This window comes from Nocardioides sp. Z38_18, from assembly GCF_058215695.1.
In genome coordinates this window covers 1684538-1703024 of sequence record NZ_JBZAJE010000001.1, presented here as the reverse complement: position 1 = coordinate 1703024, position 18487 = coordinate 1684538, and the positions used below count along the sequence as shown (strand labels likewise).

16 protein-coding genes are annotated in these 18487 nt (G+C 71.7%); 9 read left to right on the top strand and 7 right to left on the bottom strand.

Features of this window, described 5'->3' with window-relative positions:
* Position 1: 1 nt before the first annotated feature.
* A complete protein-coding gene (locus AC4BGC_RS08130; protein ID WP_490555111.1) occupies positions 2 to 1660 on the bottom strand; it encodes an acyl-CoA synthetase in 1659 nt (552 codons plus the stop codon).
* A 46-nt stretch (positions 1661 to 1706) separates the two neighbouring features.
* Between AC4BGC_RS08130 and AC4BGC_RS08125 the strand changes: the two genes are divergently transcribed.
* Positions 1707 to 2552, top strand: a complete 846-nt coding sequence (locus AC4BGC_RS08125) for a crotonase/enoyl-CoA hydratase family protein (RefSeq protein WP_490544333.1) — start codon at positions 1707 to 1709, stop codon at positions 2550 to 2552.
* 33 nt (positions 2553 to 2585) lie between these two features.
* Here the strand turns inward: AC4BGC_RS08125 and AC4BGC_RS08120 are convergent, their stop codons facing one another.
* The 5 genes from AC4BGC_RS08120 to AC4BGC_RS08100 are packed head-to-tail and all read right to left on the bottom strand — an operon-like array spanning position 2586 to position 8951.
* Positions 2586 to 4340 carry an ABC transporter ATP-binding protein gene (locus AC4BGC_RS08120; protein WP_490555110.1) on the bottom strand — a complete coding sequence of 585 codons (1755 nt, stop codon included), beginning with the start codon at positions 4338 to 4340 and terminating at the stop codon, positions 2586 to 2588.
* Positions 4337 to 6061, bottom strand: a complete 1725-nt coding sequence (locus AC4BGC_RS08115; protein WP_490555109.1) for an ABC transporter transmembrane domain-containing protein — start codon at positions 6059 to 6061, stop codon at positions 4337 to 4339. Before AC4BGC_RS08115 ends, AC4BGC_RS08120 begins: the two co-directional genes overlap by 4 nt.
* The gene (locus tag AC4BGC_RS08110) at positions 6054 to 6851 is read right to left on the bottom strand and encodes an ABC transporter ATP-binding protein (RefSeq protein WP_490555108.1); all 798 of its coding nucleotides are present in this window, start codon (positions 6849 to 6851) and stop codon (positions 6054 to 6056) included. The genes AC4BGC_RS08115 and AC4BGC_RS08110 overlap by 8 nt, the downstream gene beginning before the upstream one ends.
* Positions 6844 to 7938 (bottom strand): FecCD family ABC transporter permease, encoded by a 1095-nt coding sequence (locus AC4BGC_RS08105; protein WP_490555107.1) that lies wholly within the window; start codon positions 7936 to 7938, stop codon positions 6844 to 6846. The genes AC4BGC_RS08110 and AC4BGC_RS08105 overlap by 8 nt, the downstream gene beginning before the upstream one ends.
* Positions 7935 to 8951 (bottom strand): FecCD family ABC transporter permease, encoded by a 1017-nt coding sequence (locus AC4BGC_RS08100; RefSeq protein ID WP_490555106.1) that lies wholly within the window; start codon positions 8949 to 8951, stop codon positions 7935 to 7937. The genes AC4BGC_RS08105 and AC4BGC_RS08100 overlap by 4 nt, the downstream gene beginning before the upstream one ends.
* 56 nt (positions 8952 to 9007) lie before the next feature.
* Here AC4BGC_RS08100 and AC4BGC_RS08095 point away from each other — a divergent pair, with 56 nt between their 5' ends.
* The 8 genes from AC4BGC_RS08095 (at position 9008) to AC4BGC_RS08060 (ending at position 16801) form a co-directional block, all read left to right on the top strand.
* On the top strand, positions 9008 to 9997 hold the full coding sequence (locus AC4BGC_RS08095) for an ABC transporter substrate-binding protein (RefSeq protein ID WP_490555105.1): 990 nt from the start codon (positions 9008 to 9010) through the stop codon (positions 9995 to 9997).
* On the top strand, positions 9997 to 10866 hold the full coding sequence (locus AC4BGC_RS08090; RefSeq protein ID WP_490555104.1) for a siderophore-interacting protein: 870 nt from the start codon (positions 9997 to 9999) through the stop codon (positions 10864 to 10866). The genes AC4BGC_RS08095 and AC4BGC_RS08090 overlap by 1 nt, the downstream gene beginning before the upstream one ends.
* A gap of 42 nt (positions 10867 to 10908) precedes the next feature.
* Positions 10909 to 11487 (top strand): DUF1707 SHOCT-like domain-containing protein, encoded by a 579-nt coding sequence (locus AC4BGC_RS08085; RefSeq protein ID WP_490555103.1) that lies wholly within the window; start codon positions 10909 to 10911, stop codon positions 11485 to 11487.
* 10 nt (positions 11488 to 11497) lie between these two features.
* Positions 11498 to 12058, top strand: coding sequence for a DUF1707 SHOCT-like domain-containing protein (locus tag AC4BGC_RS08080; protein WP_490544342.1), 561 nt, complete (start codon positions 11498 to 11500; stop codon positions 12056 to 12058).
* A gap of 33 nt (positions 12059 to 12091) precedes the next feature.
* Positions 12092 to 12889, top strand: a complete 798-nt coding sequence (locus AC4BGC_RS08075) for a class I SAM-dependent methyltransferase (protein ID WP_490555102.1) — start codon at positions 12092 to 12094, stop codon at positions 12887 to 12889.
* A 29-nt stretch (positions 12890 to 12918) separates the two neighbouring features.
* A complete protein-coding gene (locus AC4BGC_RS08070; protein WP_490555101.1) occupies positions 12919 to 14487 on the top strand; it encodes an alkaline phosphatase D family protein in 1569 nt (522 codons plus the stop codon).
* Positions 14487 to 15743: an alkaline phosphatase family protein gene (locus AC4BGC_RS08065; protein ID WP_490555100.1), complete on the top strand. Its 1257-nt coding sequence runs from the start codon at positions 14487 to 14489 to the stop codon at positions 15741 to 15743. Before AC4BGC_RS08070 ends, AC4BGC_RS08065 begins: the two co-directional genes overlap by 1 nt.
* A gap of 65 nt (positions 15744 to 15808) precedes the next feature.
* Positions 15809 to 16801, top strand: a complete 993-nt coding sequence (locus tag AC4BGC_RS08060; RefSeq protein WP_490555099.1) for a YihY/virulence factor BrkB family protein — start codon at positions 15809 to 15811, stop codon at positions 16799 to 16801.
* Between the two features lie 9 nt (positions 16802 to 16810).
* Here AC4BGC_RS08060 and fadD8 read toward each other — a convergent pair whose 3' ends face one another.
* Positions 16811 to 18469, bottom strand: a complete 1659-nt coding sequence (fadD8, locus tag AC4BGC_RS08055) for a fatty-acid--CoA ligase FadD8 (protein ID WP_490555098.1) — start codon at positions 18467 to 18469, stop codon at positions 16811 to 16813.
* Positions 18470 to 18487 lie beyond the last annotated feature (18 nt).

The window sequence follows — 18487 nt, the reverse complement described above, 5'->3', positions numbered from 1 at the left end:
CTCAGGCCTCCACGGGCGAGGTGGCGACCTTGGCCGCGAACGAGGCGAGCGCGAGCTCCTTGGCCTTGGGGTACTGCGCCTTGCCGGTGGCGTTGCGCGGGATCTCCTCGACCAGGGTCAGGGCACGCGGCAGCTTGTAGCCCGACAGCGATGAACGCAGGAAGTTCCGGATGTCGTCGAGGTCGACCTCCATCCCCTCGCGCGGCTGGATCACCGCGGTGACCGACTGGCCGAACTTCTCGTCGGGCACTCCCACGACGAGCACGTCGTAGACGGCCGGGTGGGCCTTGATCGCCATCTCGACCTCCTCGGGGTAGACCTTCTCCCCGCCGGTGTTGATGCAGTTGGAGCCGCGACCGAGCAGGGTCACCTTGCCCTCGGGCTCGATCCGCGCGAAGTCGCCGGGCACCGAGTAGCGCTCGCCGTCGATCTCCAGGAAGGTCTTGGCCGACTTCTCCGGGTCCTTGTAGTAGCCGATCGGCACCGACCCGCCGCGGCCGAGGCGGCCGATCGCGCCGATGTTGGTGGCGAGGTCGAGGACGTGGTTGTCGTCGTCGATGACCACGGAGTGCGGGCCGAGCCCGACCACGGGACCGTCGGTGCTGAGCTGGTCCTTGTCCTGCAGGCCCATCCCCTGGAAGCCGGTCTCGGAGGCGCCGACCGAGTCGGTGAACACCGCGTTGGGGAACCGCGCCATCCAGCGCTCCTTGACCGAGGCGCTGAAGATGGCGGCGCTGCTGGCGATCGCGAACAGGCTGGACCCGTCGTACGGCGCGTCGGTCTCGGCCTTGCGCTCGTACTCCTCGATCAGCGGACGGGCCATCGCGTCGCCGGTCATGAACATCAGCTGGACGCCCTCGCGGTCGATGATCTCCCACGTGCGCTGGGCGTCGAACTTCGGCTCGAGGATCGTGAGGTGACCGGCGAACAGGTGCATCAGCAGGCCCGCCTGGGCGCCGCCGTGCATCAGCGGGCTGAGCGGGAAGGTGACCATCCGGGGGTCGGTGGCCTGCTTGGACTGGTCGTACTCGGTCAGCGGGGTGCCGGTGTAGAAGTCGATGCCGCCGCCGAGCACCCGCCAGAAGTCCTCGTGGCGCCACATCACGCCCTTGGGGAACCCGGTGGTGCCGCCGGTGTAGATGATGTGCAGGTCGTCGGCGGAGCGCTCCTCGAAGTCACGCTCGGCGCTCTGCCCGGCCAGTGCCTCCTCGTAGAGCACGCCGCCGTAGGAGCTCACCTCGGAGTCGTTGTCCGGGTCGAGCAGGTCGGTGAGCGCCACGAAGGTGTTCAGCTTCTCGTGCTTGGGCGCGCAGGTGGCCACCAGCGGCGCGTAGCTGCGGTCGTGGATCAGCGCGACGACCTCGGCGTTGTCGAAGAGGTAGTCGAGCTCGCCCTCGACGTAGCGGTAGTTCACGTTGATGTTGACCGCGCGGACCTTGACGATCGCGAGGACGGCCACGACGTGCTCGATGCTGTTCTTGGCGTAGATCCCGACGTGGTCGCCGGCGCCCACGCCCTGCGAGGCGAGGTAGTGGGCGAGCTTGTTGGACTCGACCTCCAGCTCCCCGTAGGTGATCACTCGATCCCCCACCTTGAGCGCCGGATTGTCGGGTGCGGCGTCCACGGCGTGCTCGAACAGGTCAGCGATGTTGAGGGCCATGGCGGAAGACTAGAACACGTTCTCGTTTCTGACTAGCATCGTCCGCATGACCGAAACGGCCCCCGAACAGACGTCCGCGCAGACCCCGGAACCCCCGGCCGGCGACGACCAGCCGCACGCCCTGGTCGAGCTCGAGGGGCACACGCTGGTGGTGACGATGAACCGGCCGAAGGCCCGCAACGCCCTCTCCGGGGAGATGCTCGCGATCATGGAGCAGGCCTGGGAGCGGGCCAACAACGACCCCGAGGTGCGGGTGGTGATCCTCACCGGGGCGGGTGGCTACTTCTGCGCCGGGGCCGACCTGAAGGCGATGTCGTCGAGCTCCCCCTCGGACAAGTTCGAGTCCGGGGAGTTCGATCCGTCGGTGATCAAGTCGCTGCTCAAGGGCTACCGGGTGGAGAAGCCCCTGATCGCCGCGGTCGAGGGCCCGGCGATCGCCGGGGGCACCGAGATCCTCCAGGCCACCGACATCCGCATCGCCGGTGAGTCGGCGCGCTTCGGGGTCTCCGAGCCGAAGTGGGGGCTCTACCCGCTGGGCGGGTCCGCGGTCCGGCTCCCCCGCCAGCTGCCCTACACCGTGGCGGCCGAGCTGCTGCTCACCGGACGGCACATCAAGGCTCCCGAGGCGAAGGAGATCGGGCTGATCGGCCACGTCGTCCCCGACGGGCAGGCGCTGGCCAAGGCCCACGAGATCGCCGACCTGATCGCGGCCAACGGCCCCCTGGCCGTGCAGGCGGTGCTCAAGACGATCCGCAGCTCCGAGGGCAAGCACGAGGACGACTGCTGGAAGGACGACGCCCGGGTCGGGGCGGCGGTGTTCGCCTCCAACGACGCCAAGGAGGGTCCGCGGGCCTTCGGCGAGAAGCGGGCGCCCAACTTCACCGGCACCTGAGCAGCGGGCGGCTGAGCCGCACCGGCGGTCGCGTCAGCTGCCGCTCCAGGCCTTCCACAGCTCGGCGTAGAGGCCGTCGCGTCCCAGCAGCTCGTCGTGCGTCCCCTCCTCCAGGATCCGCCCCTCACTCATCACCACGACCCGGTCGGCACTCTGCGACTGGGTCAGGCGGTGCGCCACGACCAGGGCGCTGCGGCCCTTGGTCACGGCCAGGGCGGCTTCCTCGAGCACCCGGGCCCCGGCCGAGCCGGCCTCGGCGGTGGCCTCGTCGAGGACCACCACCCGCGGGTCGCGCAGCGCCACCCGCGCGAGCGCGAGCTGCTGGGCCTGGGCGGCGGTGATGCTGCGGCCGTGGTCACCGACCACGGTGTCGAGCCCGTCGGGCAGGGCCCGGACCCACTGCCAGGCGAGTGCCGTCTCCAGCGCCTCCACCACCTGCTCGTCGGTCGCGTCGTGCCGCGCCAGGGTGACGGCGTCGCGCACCGTCCCGGAGAACACATGCACGTCCTGGCTGACCAGCACGACCTCGTCGCGGATCGAGCGTGGGTCCAGCTCGGCGTACGACCTGCCGGCGAGGGTGACGCCACCGCTCGTGGGGCGCAGGATCCCCGCGACCACCGCGGCCAGCGTGGTCTTCCCGGCCCCGGTCGCCCCGACCAGGGCCACCCGCTCGCCGGCTCGCAGGACGAGGTCGACCTCGTGCAGCACCGGCACGCCGTCGACGTACTCGTGCGTCGCGGCGGTGACCACCAGGTCTCCCGGGCTCTCCGACCGGGGGCTGGCCGGGCCGCCGGGACGCTCCATCAGGGCGACCCCGGCCAGCCGGCTCAGCGAGGCACCCGCCGACTGCACCTGGTCGAACAGCATCATCAGGGCGCCGATCGGGTTGAACAGCCGGTGGAAGTACAGCGCGGCAGCAGTCACGGCGCCGACCGTCACCGCGTCCGCGCGGACCAGGTAGAAGCCGGTCACCAGCACGGCGCCCAGCCCGAACAGCTCCGAGCGGTTGTTGCGCGCGCCGAACCGGGTGAGCAGCCCGAACACGGTGATCGCGATGCTGGCGGCCGTCCAGGAGGTGGTGCGCACCTGGTCCAGCTGCTCCCGCTCGCGTCCGAACGCTCGCAGGGTGGTGGCTCCCTGGATGCCGCTGATCAGCACCTGGGCGCGCTCCCCCTGCGCGGCGCGCTGCTCGCGGTAGAGCGGGGCGGAGCGGGGCAGGTACCACCGCAGTCCCAGCAGGTACGACGGCGCCGCGACCAGGCCGGCCAGGCCCAGCCGCCAGTCGAGCGCGAACAGCCCGACCGCGGTGAAGCCGACGGCGACCGCGGACTCGACCATCAGCGGCACGACCTCCTTGATCGAGTCGGCCACCGCGCGCACGTCGTCACCGACCCGGGAGAGCAGGTCGCCGGCGCCGGCCCGCTCGAGCCGCTCCGCGTCGAGGTGCAGTGCCCGGTCGAGCACCCGCTCGCGCAGGGTCGCCAGTGCCGGCTCGGCGGCGCGGGCCAGGAAGCTCAGCGAGAACGCGGAGGAGACACCGACGAGCACGGCGGAGCCGGCGATCACCGCGGCCATCACCAGCACCGAGTCGGTCTCACCGCCCGAGCGCACCTCGTCGACGATCAGGCCCAGCACCCACGGCGGGACCAGCCCGGCGAGCCCGCCCACGACGAAGGCCAGCACGCACGCGACCAGGGCGCCGCGGTGACGGCCGATCAGGGTGGCCGCGAGCCGGAAGGTCTCCCGCCGGCCGGCGATGGGAAGCAGGTCGCGGTCCGGGGCGGTCATCGCAGCACCAGCTCCCGGTACTCCTCGCGCGCGGAGAGCTCCGCGTGCGTGCCCTCGGCCACGACCTGTCCGCCGCGGACCAGCAGCACCCGGTCGGCCTGCGCCAGCAGCGCCGGGCTGCTGGTGAGCACCCAGGTCGTCAGCTCGCTGCCGGCCGGGTGCCGGACCTCGCGCAGGCCGCGCGCCATCCGGTGCTCGGTGACCGCGTCGACGGCGGTGGTCGGGTCGTGCAGGACCAGGATCGGCACCCGGCTGGCCAGCGCCCGGGCGTAGGCGATCCGCTGCCGCTGGCCGCCGGAGTACGTCGCGCCGTCCGGCGTCACGGGTCGCTCCAGCCGGTCGGGGTGCAGGTCCAGGACGTCGGTGACCGCGGACGCCTCGACCAGCCGGTCGAGCTCGTCCGCCGGAAGCGTGCCGTCCGGGTCGACGTTGGTGTGCACGGAGCCCTCGAAGAGGTCCACTCGGTGCGGCGCCACCGCGAGCACACCGCGCCGGGCCTCGGCGCTGAGCTCGGGCAGCGGCACTCCGCCGAGCCGGACCGATCCGGCCCCGGCGGGCTCGAGGCCCTCGGAGAGCAGGCCGATCAGGGCGGCGGCGTCGGCGGGGTCCTCGGCCGCGATCCCGAGCAGCTCGCCGGGCCGGGACCTCACGGTGAGCCCGGCCAGGGACTCCGTGCGCACGTCGCGGAGCTCGATCACGGGCGGCACCTGCTCGACGGCGCGCTCCCCGGTGGCCACCAGCGGCGGCGAGCCGAGGTAGTCGACGATGCGTCCGGCCGAGGCGTGCGCGCCGGCGACCTCCGCGCTCACATGGCCCAGCAGGGCGATCGGGCTGGCCAGGAACTGGGCGAGGCCGACGATCGAGATCAGCTCACCGATGCTGATCGAGCCGTCGAGCCCCCGGAGGCCGGCGAGCAGGGCGACCGCGGCGAGGAACAGGGCGCTGAGCCCGTTGGTGAGACCGGCCATGGCGCCGTACGAGTTGGCGGTGCGGATGCCGGCGGCCCGGGCGCGGTCGCTCTCCACGCGGTAGCGCTCGCTGGCCACGTCCTCGGCGCCGATGCCCTTGAGGCCGCGCAGCCCGCGGACCAGGTCGGTGGCGACGCCGGCAGTGTGCGCGATGCTCGCCTGCTGGGCCGCGCTGCGCCGGGCGATCGCCGGGGAGACCACCTGGACCAGCACCAGCACCGCGGGGGCGCCGAGGAGCACGACCAGGCCGAGGACGAGGTCGATCCGGAGGAGCACCACCGCGCTGACCACGAGCGCGAGCACCGAGGCCAGGGCGTAGCCCAGGGACCTGATCGTGAAGCCGACCTGCTCGACGTCCGAGGTGGCCAGCGAGAGGGTCTCGCCGGCGAGCAGCCCGCTGCGGACACCCCTCGGGTCCAGCTCGCGCTCGGCGATCTCCAGCCGCAGCCGGTGCGTCTCCCGCTGCATGGCGCCGAAGCCGATCGCGGCGCCCCAGCGGTAGGAGTAGCTGAGTACGGCGAACAGGGCGACCAGCACGCCGATCCAGAGCAGGAGCTGCTGTGAGTCCCCCGTGCTCACGGCACGGTCGATGGTCACCCCGATCAGCACCGGGACCATCAGCTCGCACAGCTGCCACACGCTGAGGAGCGTCAGGTAGCCGAACAGCGGCCCGCGGGAACGCCGCAGCGCCCGCAGCATCAGCCGCGTCGCGGTGGCGGGTGGCGCCGCAGCCACGGTGGTCGCCTCAGCCATGGTGGGCCGGGACCACCGTCGGGAGCCCGTCGACGGGGTCGGCGAAGACGTGGGCGCGCAGGCCGAAGACGTCGAGAAGGAGATCGCTGCTCATCACCTGGGCGGGCGGGCCCTGTGTGACGATCCGGCCCTGCTCCATCACCACGAGGTGGTCGCTGTAGCGGGCGGCCAGGCTCAAGTCGTGCAGCACCAGGACGATGGTGCGGCCGGTGTCCCGGCGCAGGCGTACGACGAGGTCGAGCACCTCGACGGCGTGGGCGAGGTCGAGGTGGGTGGTCGGCTCGTCGAGCAGCAGGATGCCGGTCTCCTGGGCCAGGGTCATCGCGATCCACGCGCGTTGCCGCTGGCCCCCGGAGAGCTCGTCGAGGGGCGATTCGGCGAGCTCGAGCATCCCGGTGGCGGCCATCGCGCGCTCCGCGATCAGGTCGTCGGCGACCGACCACTGGCGGTACCAGGGCTGGTGCGGCTGTCTCCCCCGGGCCGCGAGGTCGCCCACCGTCATCCCCTCGGGTGCGACCGGCGACTGCGGGAGCAGCGCCAGCTCGCGGGCGACGTCGCGTGCGCGCAGCGACGCCATCGGGCGGCCGTTGAGCAGCACCCGGCCGTGCGCGGGCGGGAGGATCCGGCCGAGCACCCGCAGCAGCGTCGACTTCCCGCAGCCGTTCGGCCCGATCACGGTGGTCACCTGTCCGGGCGGGACGTGCAGGGTGAGGTCCTGGAGGACCGGCCGTGCGCCGTACCCGACCTCGATCGACTCGGCGACCAGCGGGGCGACCCGGGTCTCAGACACTTTCCCTCCGAACATGCTGGGTGAGCAGGTACAGCAGGTACGGCGCCCCGATGACGGCCGTGAGAATACCCACCGGCAGCTCCGCGGGCAGCCGCTGGGCCCCCAGGTCGGCGGCGAGCACCAGCGCCGCCCCGAACAGGCCACCTGCCAACGGAGTCGGCCCGGCGGTGCCGAAGAGGCGCATCGCCGCCTGCGGCGCGACGAAGGCCACGAACCCGATCGGGCCGGCGACCGCGGTGGCCGCCGACGCCAGCACCACGGCGACCAGCAGGCTGATCGCCTCGACCCGTCCCGCAGGGACGCCCAGGCTCGGCGCCACCTCGCGGCCGAGCCGCAAGGCTGCCAGGGACGAGGACAGGGCGGCGCAGGCCGCCACCCCGAGGACCACCACGGGGAGCAGCATCGCGACGTCGCTCATCCGGACACCGGCGAGCGACCCGGTGAGCCACCTGCTCGCCACCTGCGCCTCGACCAGCTCGGCGCGGGTGAGCAGCCAGGACACGCCTGCCAGGCAGATGGCGTTGACGCTGAGGCCCACCAGGATCAGCCGGAGGCCGTCGAACCCGGAACGCCACGACAGCGCCAGGATGATTCCGGTCGTCAGCAGGCCACCGACGAGGGCGGCGGGTGCCAGCAGCTGGCCTGCGTTCCCCTCGCCGATCGCCTCGATCACCTCCGGCCGGGTGACGAGCAGCACCGCGAACAGGCTCGCGCCGGCGGTGACGCCGAGGATGTCCGGGCTCGCGATCGGGTTGCGGGTGATCGACTGGGTCAGGGCACCGGAGGCCCCGAGCACGAAGCCCACCAGAAGCGCGCCCAGGGCCCGGGCGAGGCGGCGCTCCACCACGACGAGGTTCTCGATCCGGGAGCCGGCGCCCTGCAGCGCGCCCCACACCCGGTCGACCGGGAGGTCGAGGGTGCCGGTGAACACGGAGACCACCAGCAGCGCGACGACGAGGACGGTCAGGGCCGCGGTCGCGGCGACCCCGCGCCGCTTCACCCGGAGCCCGACTGGCCCGAGGGCCACCCCACGGCGGCGGGTCCGGTTCCGGGGACGGCGGTCCCGGCGCTCCAGCAGCGCGCTCACAGCGGCAGCAGCCTGCGACGACGGGTGAGCGCCAGGAGCACCGGCGCACCCACGACGGCCATCACGATCCCGACCTGGAGCTCACCGGGGCGGGCGCTCACCCGGCCGACCGTGTCCGCGACCAGCAGCACGATCACCCCGACCAGTCCCGCGAACGGCACCAGCCAGCGCTGGTCGTGCCGGGTGAGCGCACGCGCGACGTGGGGGGCCACCAGGCCCAGGAAGGCGATCGGCCCGCACATCGCGGTGGCCGGCCCCGCGAGCAGGGTGATCGCCACGATGCCGGTGATCCGGCTGGCCCGGACCCGGGTGCCGAGCGACTGGGCCACGTCCTCCCCCAGCGACAGCGAGTTGAGCGAGAACGCGTTGCCCAGTGCCAGGGCAGACCCGACGGCCACCAGGCCCGCGACCGGGAGGAGCAGCTCGAAGGACCGGTTGGCGAGCGCGCCGACCTCCCAGAAGCGCAGCACGTCGAGAGTCTCGCGGTCCAGCAGCACCAGCGCGGAGGTGAGTGCGGCCAGGAGCGCCCCGAGCGTCGTACCCAGCACGGCGAGCATCACCAGGGCTCCGCCCCGCATGGCGCGCAGGCCGAGCAGGAACACCAGAGTGGTCACGGCCGCGGCGCCGGCCATCGCGGCCAGCACCGTCACCCCGGCGGACTGGACTCCGAAGCCGAAGACCATCACCGCGACCGCGAACGTGGCGCCCGCGTTGACGCCGAACAGGCCGGGGTCGGCCAGCGGGTTGCGGGTGTGCCCCTGCATCAGCGCTCCGGCCATCCCGAGAGCGAGGCCGGCCAGCACTCCGAGGACGGTGCGGGGCAGGCGCTGGGAGGTGATCACGGTGGCGTTGTCGGAGTCCACGTCGGTGAACACCGCGGCGAGCACCTCGCTGAACGGGATCGTCCGGGTGCCCACCGCCAGGCTCAGCAGGATCGCGAGCAGGACCCCCGCCGCCAGGACCCCGGCCCAGTGCTGCAGACGCAACACAGGCACCCGGCTGCTGGAGGACATTAGGCGAGGCTAGCCTTAGCGCCCGTTCGAGCCAGAACTGCCCCGAGGAGACCTCCATGAAGTCCACCCACCGCCGCTCCCGCAGGGTCGGCCTCGCGGCCGCCGGCGTCGCCGCCGCGATGCTCCTGGCTGCCTGCGGATCCTCCGGGAACGCCTCCGAGGACACCCCCGCCGAGGAGTCGAGCACGCGGACGGTCAAGGACACCTTCAACGGCGACATCACCGACGTCCCCACCAAGCCCAAGCGGGTGGTGGCCCTGTGGCGGACCGGGTCCGAGCTCGCCGAGCTGGGCGTCGTGCCGGTGGGCGCGCTGGAGGGCGAGTTCCTCGAGGAGGAGCTCGGGATGGAGGCCTACGGCCCCGTCGCGGACGTGCCGACCGTGGGCACCACCGATGGTGTGGACGTGGAGAAGGTGATCGCGCTCAAGCCCGACCTGATCATCGGGATGGACAACAAGGGCCTCAGCATCGACTACGACGAGCTCCAGGAGGTCGCCCCCACCGTGATCCTGAAGATCGCCGAGCCGACCGACGTGTGGAAGAACTACCCCGTGGTCGCCGACCTCGTCGGAAAGACCACGGACTTCGAGGAGCGCGAGGCCGCGCTGGAGAAGAGCCTCAAGGCAGTCAAGGACGAGTACGGCGACGCGATCGCCGGCGCGCAGGCCACGGCACTGAGCGCCTTCGAGGGGAGCCTGCTGATCGACACCAGCAAGTCCCTGTCGTGGCAGCGTATCGACGCCGCGGGCTTCGGCTACAACCCGACGTACACCGCCGACCCCGAGCGCTACGTCGCGGAGGTCTCCCAGGAGAACGTCGCCAGCCTCGCCGACCAGGACATCATCTTCTACGACGCGAACCTCGACGGCTCCCCCACCGAAGGGACCGACAAGCTCCTCGAGGCCGCCTCCTTCAAGCGGCTGCCCGCGGTGAAGGCCGGCAACGTCTTCCCCCTGACCTCCGGGACCATCTACACCTTCGAGGCCGCCGCCAAGCAGGTCGAGAACCTGCGCACCGCCGCACAGAAGTACCAGCCGGCGAGCTGATGGCGGCGCAGGGCGAACGTCCCCGGGCCACCCTGGCCACCTGGGACATCAAGATCCGCGAGGTCGAGGTGCTGCGGCGCGAGCAGGTCACGCCCGGGATGCTGCGGCTCACCCTGGGTGGCTCCCAGATGGACGGCTTCGAGAGCCACCTGCCCGACGAGCACTGCAAGCTGGTCTTCCCCGACGCGGACACCGGGCTCACCCGAGCCCCCGTCCCCGACGGCGACCACCTGTCCTGGCCACGCCCGTTCCCCACCTGCCGCGACTACACGATCAGGCGGTACGACGCGGCGGCCGGCGAGGTCGACATGGACTTCGTCCTGCACGAGGGCGGCGTCGCGTCGACGTGGGCGCAGACGGCGGCGATCGGGAGCACCATCTGGCTCGCCGGGCCGCGCCCGTCACGCTTGGTCCCGCCGGAGTTCGACTTCCTGGTGATCGTCGGCGACGAGACCGCGCTCCCGGCGATCGGCCGCTGGCTGGAGGAGATGCCCGAGCACCAGCGTGGCGTGGTCGCGGTCGAGGTGGCCTCGGCCACCGAGGAGCAGCCGCTGCGGGTGCCCGCCGGCGTCCGGCTTGCCTGGCTGCACCGGGACGGCGCCGCACCGGGGACGACGACGCTGCTGGGCGACTTCGTCCGCGACCTCGAGATCCCCGACGACGTGCAACACACCTACGTGTGGGCGGGTGGCGAGGCGATCTCCCTCAAGCCCGTGCGCACCTGGGCGAGGTCGCGGGGCTTCGGCAAGGACGACAGCGACATCACCGGGTACTGGCGTCGCAACGTCACCCAGGACCAGATGGAGAAGCCGACCGTGCTGGAGCGGGTCGAGCACGCGGTCGCGCACCTGCTGCGTCGCGGGCACTAGAACACGGGGCGTGGTGGGTCCACGAGCACCTAGGATCTCGCCATGGCTGGAGCGAACGTGTGGGACCGGTTCCCCCTGGACCCGCGCGCGGAGCAGCACGCACGGCTGCGCGCAGCCGACCGGGACCGCGACATCGTCAACGAGGTCCTCGGCTCGGCGTACGCCGAGGGCCGGCTCGCTCCCGAGGAGCTCGACGAGCGCAGCAGTGCCGTCGCCCGGGCCAAGACCCTCGGTGAGCTGCCGGCCCTGCTCGAGGACCTCGTGCTGCCGGGCGGACCCGCCGCCGCGCCCTCGTCGCGGCCCCTGGCCGGCCGCCGCGCCGCAGGCAGCCTGAGCCCGCACCACGAGCAGGCCGAGCGTCGCTACCGCGTGCTGCGGCTGGTGACGCTGATGGTGTTCCTGGTGCCCACGCTGATCTGCTGGGTGGTGTGGGGGACGCTGAATCTCTTCGACGCCGGCACAACGTTCCCGTGGCCGATCTTCCCCACGATGGGCACCTCCATCCCGTTGTTCGTGGTGCTGGCCGCGCACCGCGACATCGTGTCCGGGTCCGAGCACCATCTGGAACGACGCGAGATCCGCCGCCGCAACCGAGAGCTGCCACCGCCGCCGACGCCCTAGGCTGGTGCGCATGTCGGAGAGCATCTGGGAGCGGTTCCCCCACGACCCGCGCCGACCGGAGAACGCGGCGCTGAGGGCCAGCGACCACGACCGCGACCTGATCAGCGACGTGCTCTCCTCGGCGTACGCCGAAGGGCGGCTGACTCCGGCGGAGCTCGACGAACGCGGCACCGCGGTCGCGCACGCGAGGACGCTGGGCGAGCTCCCCGCCGTGATCGAGGACCTGGTGCCCGCCCTGGTGGTCCCCAAGCAGCTGGTCAGCGAGCGCCGGGCCGAGGCCGAGCGGCGCTACCGCCAGCAGCGGCAGCAGGCGCTGTTCTCGTTCCTCACCCCGACGCTGATCTGCTGGGCGGTGTGGATCGCCGTGCTGTTCAACGGCGGGGGCACTCCCTTCCCGTGGCCGCTGTTCGTGATGATCGGCACCGGGATGCGCTACGCGCAGCTGTCCACCAGCCGGGAGGACACCATCGCCGAGATCGAGCGCGACCTGGAGAAGAAGGAGCGCAAGCGCCTCGAGAAGGAGGGGAACCAGTCCCCCAGGGAGCTTCCCCAACAAGACGACCGGCCCTGAGCCGGGTCGCCGTTCCACTAGGAGGTGGGTCCGATGGACGTCCGCGATCTGGTGCGCAACCACTACGGCGGTGGTGACCTGAGCGGGGCGGTCCTCGCGGCACTCGCCGCCGCCGGCGTCGACGCCGACCACCTCCGCCCAGCGGACCTGTTCCCCGTCGACCAGCTGCACGCCGGGGGCGCAGCCGCGACCGAGCACGTGCTGAGCACGCTCGAGGTGCGGCCCGGCCAGCGGCTGCTGGACCTCGGTTGCGGGATCGGCGGCACCTCCCGGATGGCGGCGATGGCAGGTGCGCGGGTCACGGGCATCGACCTGACCCCGGACTTCGTGGAGGCAGCCACTGCTCTCACCGAACGCGTCGGGCTCTCCGACCGGGCCTCGTTCGTCGCCACCTCCGGTGAGTCGGCGCCGTTCGGGGAGGCCACCTTCGACGCAGCCGTGATGATCCACGTCGGGATGAACGTCCCCGACAAGGCCGAGCTGTTCGCCCAGGTCCACCACGTGCTCCAGCCCGGCAGCCGGTTCGCGGTCTTCGAGCAGATGCGTTCGGAGGATGGGGACCTCCCCTACCCGATGCCCTGGGCCGAGGACGAGCGGTCGTCGTTCGTCGAGACGGCCGATCAGTACGTCGCCCACCTGGAGGCCGCGGGCTTCACGATCGAGCAGGTCGAGGACCGTACGGCGTCGACGGCCGGCCCGCCGCCGACGGGCCCCATCTCCCCGGTGGTGGTCTTCGGCCCGGAGTTCGCCCGGCGCATCGGCAACAACGTGGCGGCGACCACGTCCGGGCTCCTGGCAGCCGTCCTCGTGATCGCGATCGCGCGACCATGACCTGAGGGACGTGCCGTCGTTGAGGTGGCATGTCCAACGCCTACTTCCCTCACGGCGTCGCGTCGGGAGACCCCACACCCGGCGCCGTGGTGATCTGGACCCGGGTCACGCCCACTTCTGCGAGCCGACCTGGATCCGGCGCCGGTCCCGACGTCGTCGTCACCTGGCAGGTCTCCACCAGCGCCAGCTTCAGCCGGGTCGTGAGCTCGGGCCGCGTCACCACCGGAGCCGCACGCGACCACACGGTGAAGGTGGACGTCACCGGCCTGCAACCGGGACGCACCTACTACTACCGGTTCGGCTACGGACGCCGATTCAGCCGCAGCGGGCGGATGCGCACCGCACCTGCGCCCACCTCCTCCCCCGCCAACCTGCGGTTCGGGGTGGTCTCCTGCGCCAACCTCCAGGCGGGCTGGTTCAGCGCCTACCGGCACCTCGCGGACCGCGAGGACCTGCACGCGATCCTGCACCTCGGTGACTACGTCTACGAGTACGGTCCCGGCCAGTACGGCTACGGCCAGCAGGACGTCGACATCCGCAAGCACGAGCCGGCGCACGAGACGGTCTCGCTCGCCGACTACCGGCAGCGGCACGCGCAGTACAAGCTCGACGCCGACCTGCAGCGGCTGCACGCGAAGTACTCCTTCATCCACACCTGGGACGACCACGAGTCCACCAACGACGCCTACCGCGACGGCGCCGGGAACCACAACCCCGACGACGGCGAGGGCACCTGGTCCGCGCGCCGCCAGGCCAGCCACCGCGCGTACGACGAGTGGATGCCGGTCCGGATGAGCGGGACCGCGACCACCGGTGACGGCACCCAGCTCTACCGGCGGCTGCAGTTCGGTGACCTCGCCGAAATCAGCATGCTGGACCTGCGCACCTACCGAGACGTCCAGGTGGCGCACCAGCTGGACCCCGAGCAGGCGAACCCCGACCGGAGCATCACCGGGCGGGCGCAGCTGGACTGGCTCAAGGCCTCGTTGACCCGTCAGGTCGCGCAGTGGAAGGTCGTCGGCAACCCGGTGATGATCGCGCCGGTGACGTTCGTCGGCCTGCCCCGCAACCTGGTGAAGCCGGTCAACGACACGATCGGTCTGCTGCCCCCCGACGGCGTCGCCTACAACGTCGACCAGTGGGACGGCTACACCGACGACCGGCGCGAGGTCTTCGAGCACCTCCGCGACCACGGAGTGACCGACGCTCTCTTCGTCACCGGGGACATCCACTCCGGCTGGGCGGCCGACCTCCCTGCCGAGAAGGCGACCTACCCCGGCACCCGCGACTCCGTCGGAGTCGAGTTCGTGACCAGCTCGGTGACCTCGAACAACCTCAAGGACATCACCGGCACGCCGCGGCGCACGACCAGCATCGCGGTCGAGGGGATCATCAAGGTGAACAACCCACACATCAAGTACCTCAACTTCGACGACCACGGGTACTCGGTCCTCGACATCACCGCGAAGCGCGCGCAGATGGACTGGTACGTGATCGGCGACCGGGCCGTGCGCGGGACCGGCGCGACGTGGAGCGCGTCCTGGGCAACGAGCGCCGGGACCCAGACCGTCCGCCCGGTGAAGGGGCCGGTGGCGTGATGGGCACCGGATCCGTGCGGCTCGATCGCCGTACCCTGTTGAAGGTCGCCGGCACCTCCGGTGCGGTGACGACGTTCTCCACCGCGGCGGCGGCACCCGCGCGTGCCTCGGCCGGTCGCAAGCGCGCCTACGTGCTGGTGATCGACGGGTGCCGGCCGGCCGAGATCGACGCGATGCCCGCGGTCGCGGCCCTGCGCGACGGCGGCACCTGGTACCCCGCCGCCCGGTCGCTGCCGGTGATGGAGACGATCCCCAACCACGTGATGATGATGACCGGCTGCCGCCCGGCCCGTAACGGGGTGCCGGCCAACAGCATCTACGACCGCACCCTCGGCGAGCTGCGCGACTGCGACCGCCCCGAGGACATCCGGGTCCCCACGATCATCGAGCAGCTGAACGCCTCGAAGCGGACGACCGGGACGGTGCTGTCCAAGGACTACCTCTACAACGTCTTCGGCACCCGGGCCACGCACCGCTGGGAGCCGTTCCCGCTGCTGCCGATCACCGACCACGCCCCGGACGCGGCCACGATGCAGGCGGCGCTGACCATGGTCGAGAAGCTCGACCCGGACATGATGTTCGTCAACCTCGGCGACGTCGACCGGGTCGGTCACTCCGACCTGACCGGCACCACCCTCAAGCTGGCCAGGGCCGCCGCACTGGCCTCGACGAACCTCCAGGTCGCGCGGTTCGTGGCGAAGCTGAAGTCCTCGGGACGGTGGGCCTCCTCGATGATCATCGTGCTCGCGGACCACTCGATGGACTGGTCGCTGCCGGCCAACGCGGTCAGCCTCACCCACGTGTTCAAGGCCGACCCGAGCCTCACCGGCAACTACGTGATCGCCCAGAACGGGGGCGCGAACCTCGTCTACTGGACCGGGCCCGCCTCGGGCCGCACCGCCGGCCTGGCCTCGATGAGATCGCTCGCCCTCGCCACCGAAGGGGTCTTCCAGGCCCACCGCGTCGACCAGACCCCCTCGCTCGGGCTCGACTCCAAGGCCGGGGACCTCCTCGTCTACTGCAAGGCGGGCTGGCGGTTCACCGACCCGCTGCCTGTGAGCAACCCGATCCCGGGCAACCACGGCCACCCGGCGACCGAGCCGATCCCGTTCCTCATCGGCGGCGGCTCACCGGCCGTGCGCACCGGCGTGGCCCGCTCGGCGAGGGCGACCACCATGGACGTCGCTCCCACGCTGGGCCGCTACTTCGGGATCGCCGCACCCAGGACCGGCTGGGAGGGCGTCAGCCGGCTCTGAAACCGCGGCCGAGACACACCGGTGGTTGCGGCTGCTCCCGGGACCACCCACGTACCGTTTGTCTGGTGCCCGGGCCGCTGGATCGTGTCGATGCCTTCCAACGCCGTCGGCGCGTCGCCGGCTTCCCGCTCGGCGTGGTCTACAAGTTCTTCGACGACCAGGGCGGCTACCTCGCGGCGGTGCTGACCTACTACGCGTTCGTGGCGATCTTCCCCCTCCTGCTGATCGGCTCCTCGGTCCTCGGGTTCGTGCTGCAGGGCTACCCCGAGCTCCAGGAGGACATCTTGAACTCCGCCCTGGCGCAGTTCCCGATCGTCGGGGACCAGCTGGGCCGCCCCGAGGGGCTGCAGGGCAGCACCTCCGCGGTCGTGGTCGGCTCCCTGACCGCGTTGTACGGCGTGGTGGGGCTCGGCCAGGCAGCGCACAACGCGGTGAACGTCGCGTGGGCGATCCCGCGCAACAGCCGGCTGAACCCGATCGTCAGCCGGTTGCGCAGCCTGGTCTGGCTGGTGCTCGCAGGCATCGGCCTGGTCGTGGTCGCCCTGATCACCAGCCTGGCCGGCAACCTGGACGTGCTCGGTGTCGACCTGGGCGCCGAGATCGCGTGGGTGGTGGCCGCGGCGACCGTCGCCCTCAACGCGCTCGTGCTCTCGGTGATGATGCGGCTCTCCACCCCGCGCGAGGAACGGCTCCGCGACGTGCTCCCCGGCGCGACGACGATCGCCCTGCTGTGGCAGGTGCTGCAGGTCCTCGGCGGCGTGTACGTCGAGCAGGTGATCGGCAAGGCCAACCAGATGAACGCCGTGTTCGCGGTCGTCCTCGGGCTGGTGGCGCTGCTCTACGTCGCCACGGTGATCGCGATGATCGGGCTCGAGGTCAACGTGGTGCTGTCCAAGCACCTCTACCCACGGGCCCTGCTCACCCCGTTCACCGACGCGGTCCAGCTGACCGAGGCGGACCGGCGGGTCTACCGCGAGTACGCCCTCGCCCAGCGGCACAAGGGCTTCGAGCAGATCCGGGTCAGCTTCGACGACCAGCCCCAGCAGGCGGGCGACTGACCCAGGACCTCAGCCGACGCTGCGCTCCAGGGCACCCCAGTACTGCGCCCGCAGGGCCTTCTTGTCGGGCTTGCCGAGACCGGTCAGCGGCAGCGCGTCGGTGGCGATCACCTGCTTGGGTGCCTGCACGGCGCCCTTGCGCTCCTTGACCGCGTCCTTGATCTCCCGGACGACCTCGTCGGTGAGCTCGGCGCCGTCGCGGAGCACGACGATCGCGGTGACCGCCTCGCCCCAGCGCTCGTCGGGGAGGCCGATCACCCCGACCTGGGCGACTGCCGGGTGCTCGGCGACCACGTCCTCGACCTCGCGCGGGAAGACGTTGAAGCCGCCGGTGACGATCATGTCCTTGGTGCGGTCCACGATGTACCAGAAGCCGTCCTCGTCCTCGCGGGCCACGTCGCCGGTGTGCATCCAGCCGTCGCGGAAGGTGTCGGCCGTCTCCTCGGGCAGCTTCCAGTAGCCGCCGGCCAGCAGCGGCCCGGCCACGCAGATCTCCCCCGGCTCGCCGACCGGCACCGGCTGCCCGGACTCGTCGAGGAGCGCGGTGCGCAGCAGCGCGGAGGGCCGCCCGCAGGAGGAGAGCCGCTGCCGGTTCTCCAGCGAGTGGTCCTTGCGGGCCAGGTAGCTGATCGCCATCGGGGCCTCGGACTGTCCGTAGTACTGCGCGAAGATCGGGCCGAACCGCTCGATCGCCTCGGCCAGCCGCACCGGGTTGATCGCCGAGGCGCCGTAGTAGACCGTCTCCAGGGAGGAGAGGTCGCGCGTGTGCGAGTCGGGGTGGTCCATCAGGGCATAGAGCATCGAGGGCACCAGCATGGTGGCGGTGATCTTCTGCTCCTCGATCGTGCGCAGCACCTCGGCCGGGTCGAAGCGCGGCAGCACGATCAGGCAGCCGCCCTTGATCACGGTGGGCACGAAGAACGCCGCCCCCGCGTGCGAGAGCGGGGTGCACATCAGGAACCGCGGTGACTCCGGCCACTCCCACTCCGCGAGCTGGACCTGCGTCATCGTGGCCATCGCCTGGCTGGTGCCGATGACGCCCTTGGGCTTGCCGGTGGTGCCGCCGGTGTAGGTGATCGACACGATGTGGTCCGGGGGCAGCAGCGCCGCCTGGAGCGGCTGCGGGGCGAAGGTCTCCGCCGCGGCGGCGAGGTCCTTGCCGACGTGCGCGAGCTCCTCGGGAACCGGCCCGATCGTGAGCACCTGGGTGAGGTTCGGGACCTTCTCCAGCAGCCCGAGCGCGCGCTCCACGAACATCGGCACCGGGTCGATGATCAGCGTGGTGATCTCCGCGTCCTCGAGCACGTAGGCGTGGTCGTCGAGCGAGCCGAGCGGGTGCAGCGACGTACGCCGGTAGCCCTGGGTCTGACCCGCGCCGAGGATGAACAGCACCTCGGGCCGGTTCAGCGCGAGCAGCGCCGAGGGAGCGCCCGTGCCGGCGCCGAGCGCCTCGAACGCCTGCACGTACTGGCTGATCCGCTGCTCGACCTCCCCGCCGGTCAGGGTGGTGTCGCCGAGGAACATCACCGGCTTGCTGCGGTGCCGCTTCAACGCGGCGACCATCAGGTGCCCGTTGTGCGTGCCCAACCGCATCGGATCCCAGGCGGTCGAGCCACCGTCGGCTGAGCTCGTCGAAACCACGTCCTCGTCCGGCAGCGCATCCGTCATGCCGCGAGACTAGAACGT

Excerpts from the sequence above, each read along its gene's own strand:
- AC4BGC_RS08130 (WP_490555111.1), bottom strand. The coding sequence starts at position 1,660 with ATGGCCCTCAACATCGCTGACCTGTTCGAGCACGCCGTGGACGCCGCA.
- AC4BGC_RS08125 (WP_490544333.1), top strand. The coding sequence starts at position 1,707 with ATGACCGAAACGGCCCCCGAACAGACGTCCGCGCAGACCCCGGAACCC.
- AC4BGC_RS08120 (WP_490555110.1), bottom strand. The coding sequence starts at position 4,340 with ATGACCGCCCCGGACCGCGACCTGCTTCCCATCGCCGGCCGGCGGGAG.
- AC4BGC_RS08115 (WP_490555109.1), bottom strand. The coding sequence starts at position 6,061 with ATGGCTGAGGCGACCACCGTGGCTGCGGCGCCACCCGCCACCGCGACG.
- AC4BGC_RS08100 (WP_490555106.1), bottom strand. The coding sequence starts at position 8,951 with ATGTCCTCCAGCAGCCGGGTGCCTGTGTTGCGTCTGCAGCACTGGGCC.
- AC4BGC_RS08095 (WP_490555105.1), top strand. The coding sequence starts at position 9,008 with ATGAAGTCCACCCACCGCCGCTCCCGCAGGGTCGGCCTCGCGGCCGCC.
- AC4BGC_RS08090 (WP_490555104.1), top strand. The coding sequence starts at position 9,997 with ATGGCGGCGCAGGGCGAACGTCCCCGGGCCACCCTGGCCACCTGGGAC.
- AC4BGC_RS08085 (WP_490555103.1), top strand. The coding sequence starts at position 10,909 with ATGGCTGGAGCGAACGTGTGGGACCGGTTCCCCCTGGACCCGCGCGCG.
- AC4BGC_RS08080 (WP_490544342.1), top strand. The coding sequence starts at position 11,498 with ATGTCGGAGAGCATCTGGGAGCGGTTCCCCCACGACCCGCGCCGACCG.
- AC4BGC_RS08075 (WP_490555102.1), top strand. The coding sequence starts at position 12,092 with ATGGACGTCCGCGATCTGGTGCGCAACCACTACGGCGGTGGTGACCTG.
- AC4BGC_RS08070 (WP_490555101.1), top strand. The coding sequence starts at position 12,919 with ATGTCCAACGCCTACTTCCCTCACGGCGTCGCGTCGGGAGACCCCACA.
- AC4BGC_RS08065 (WP_490555100.1), top strand. The coding sequence starts at position 14,487 with ATGGGCACCGGATCCGTGCGGCTCGATCGCCGTACCCTGTTGAAGGTC.
- fadD8 (WP_490555098.1), bottom strand. The coding sequence starts at position 18,469 with ATGACGGATGCGCTGCCGGACGAGGACGTGGTTTCGACGAGCTCAGCC.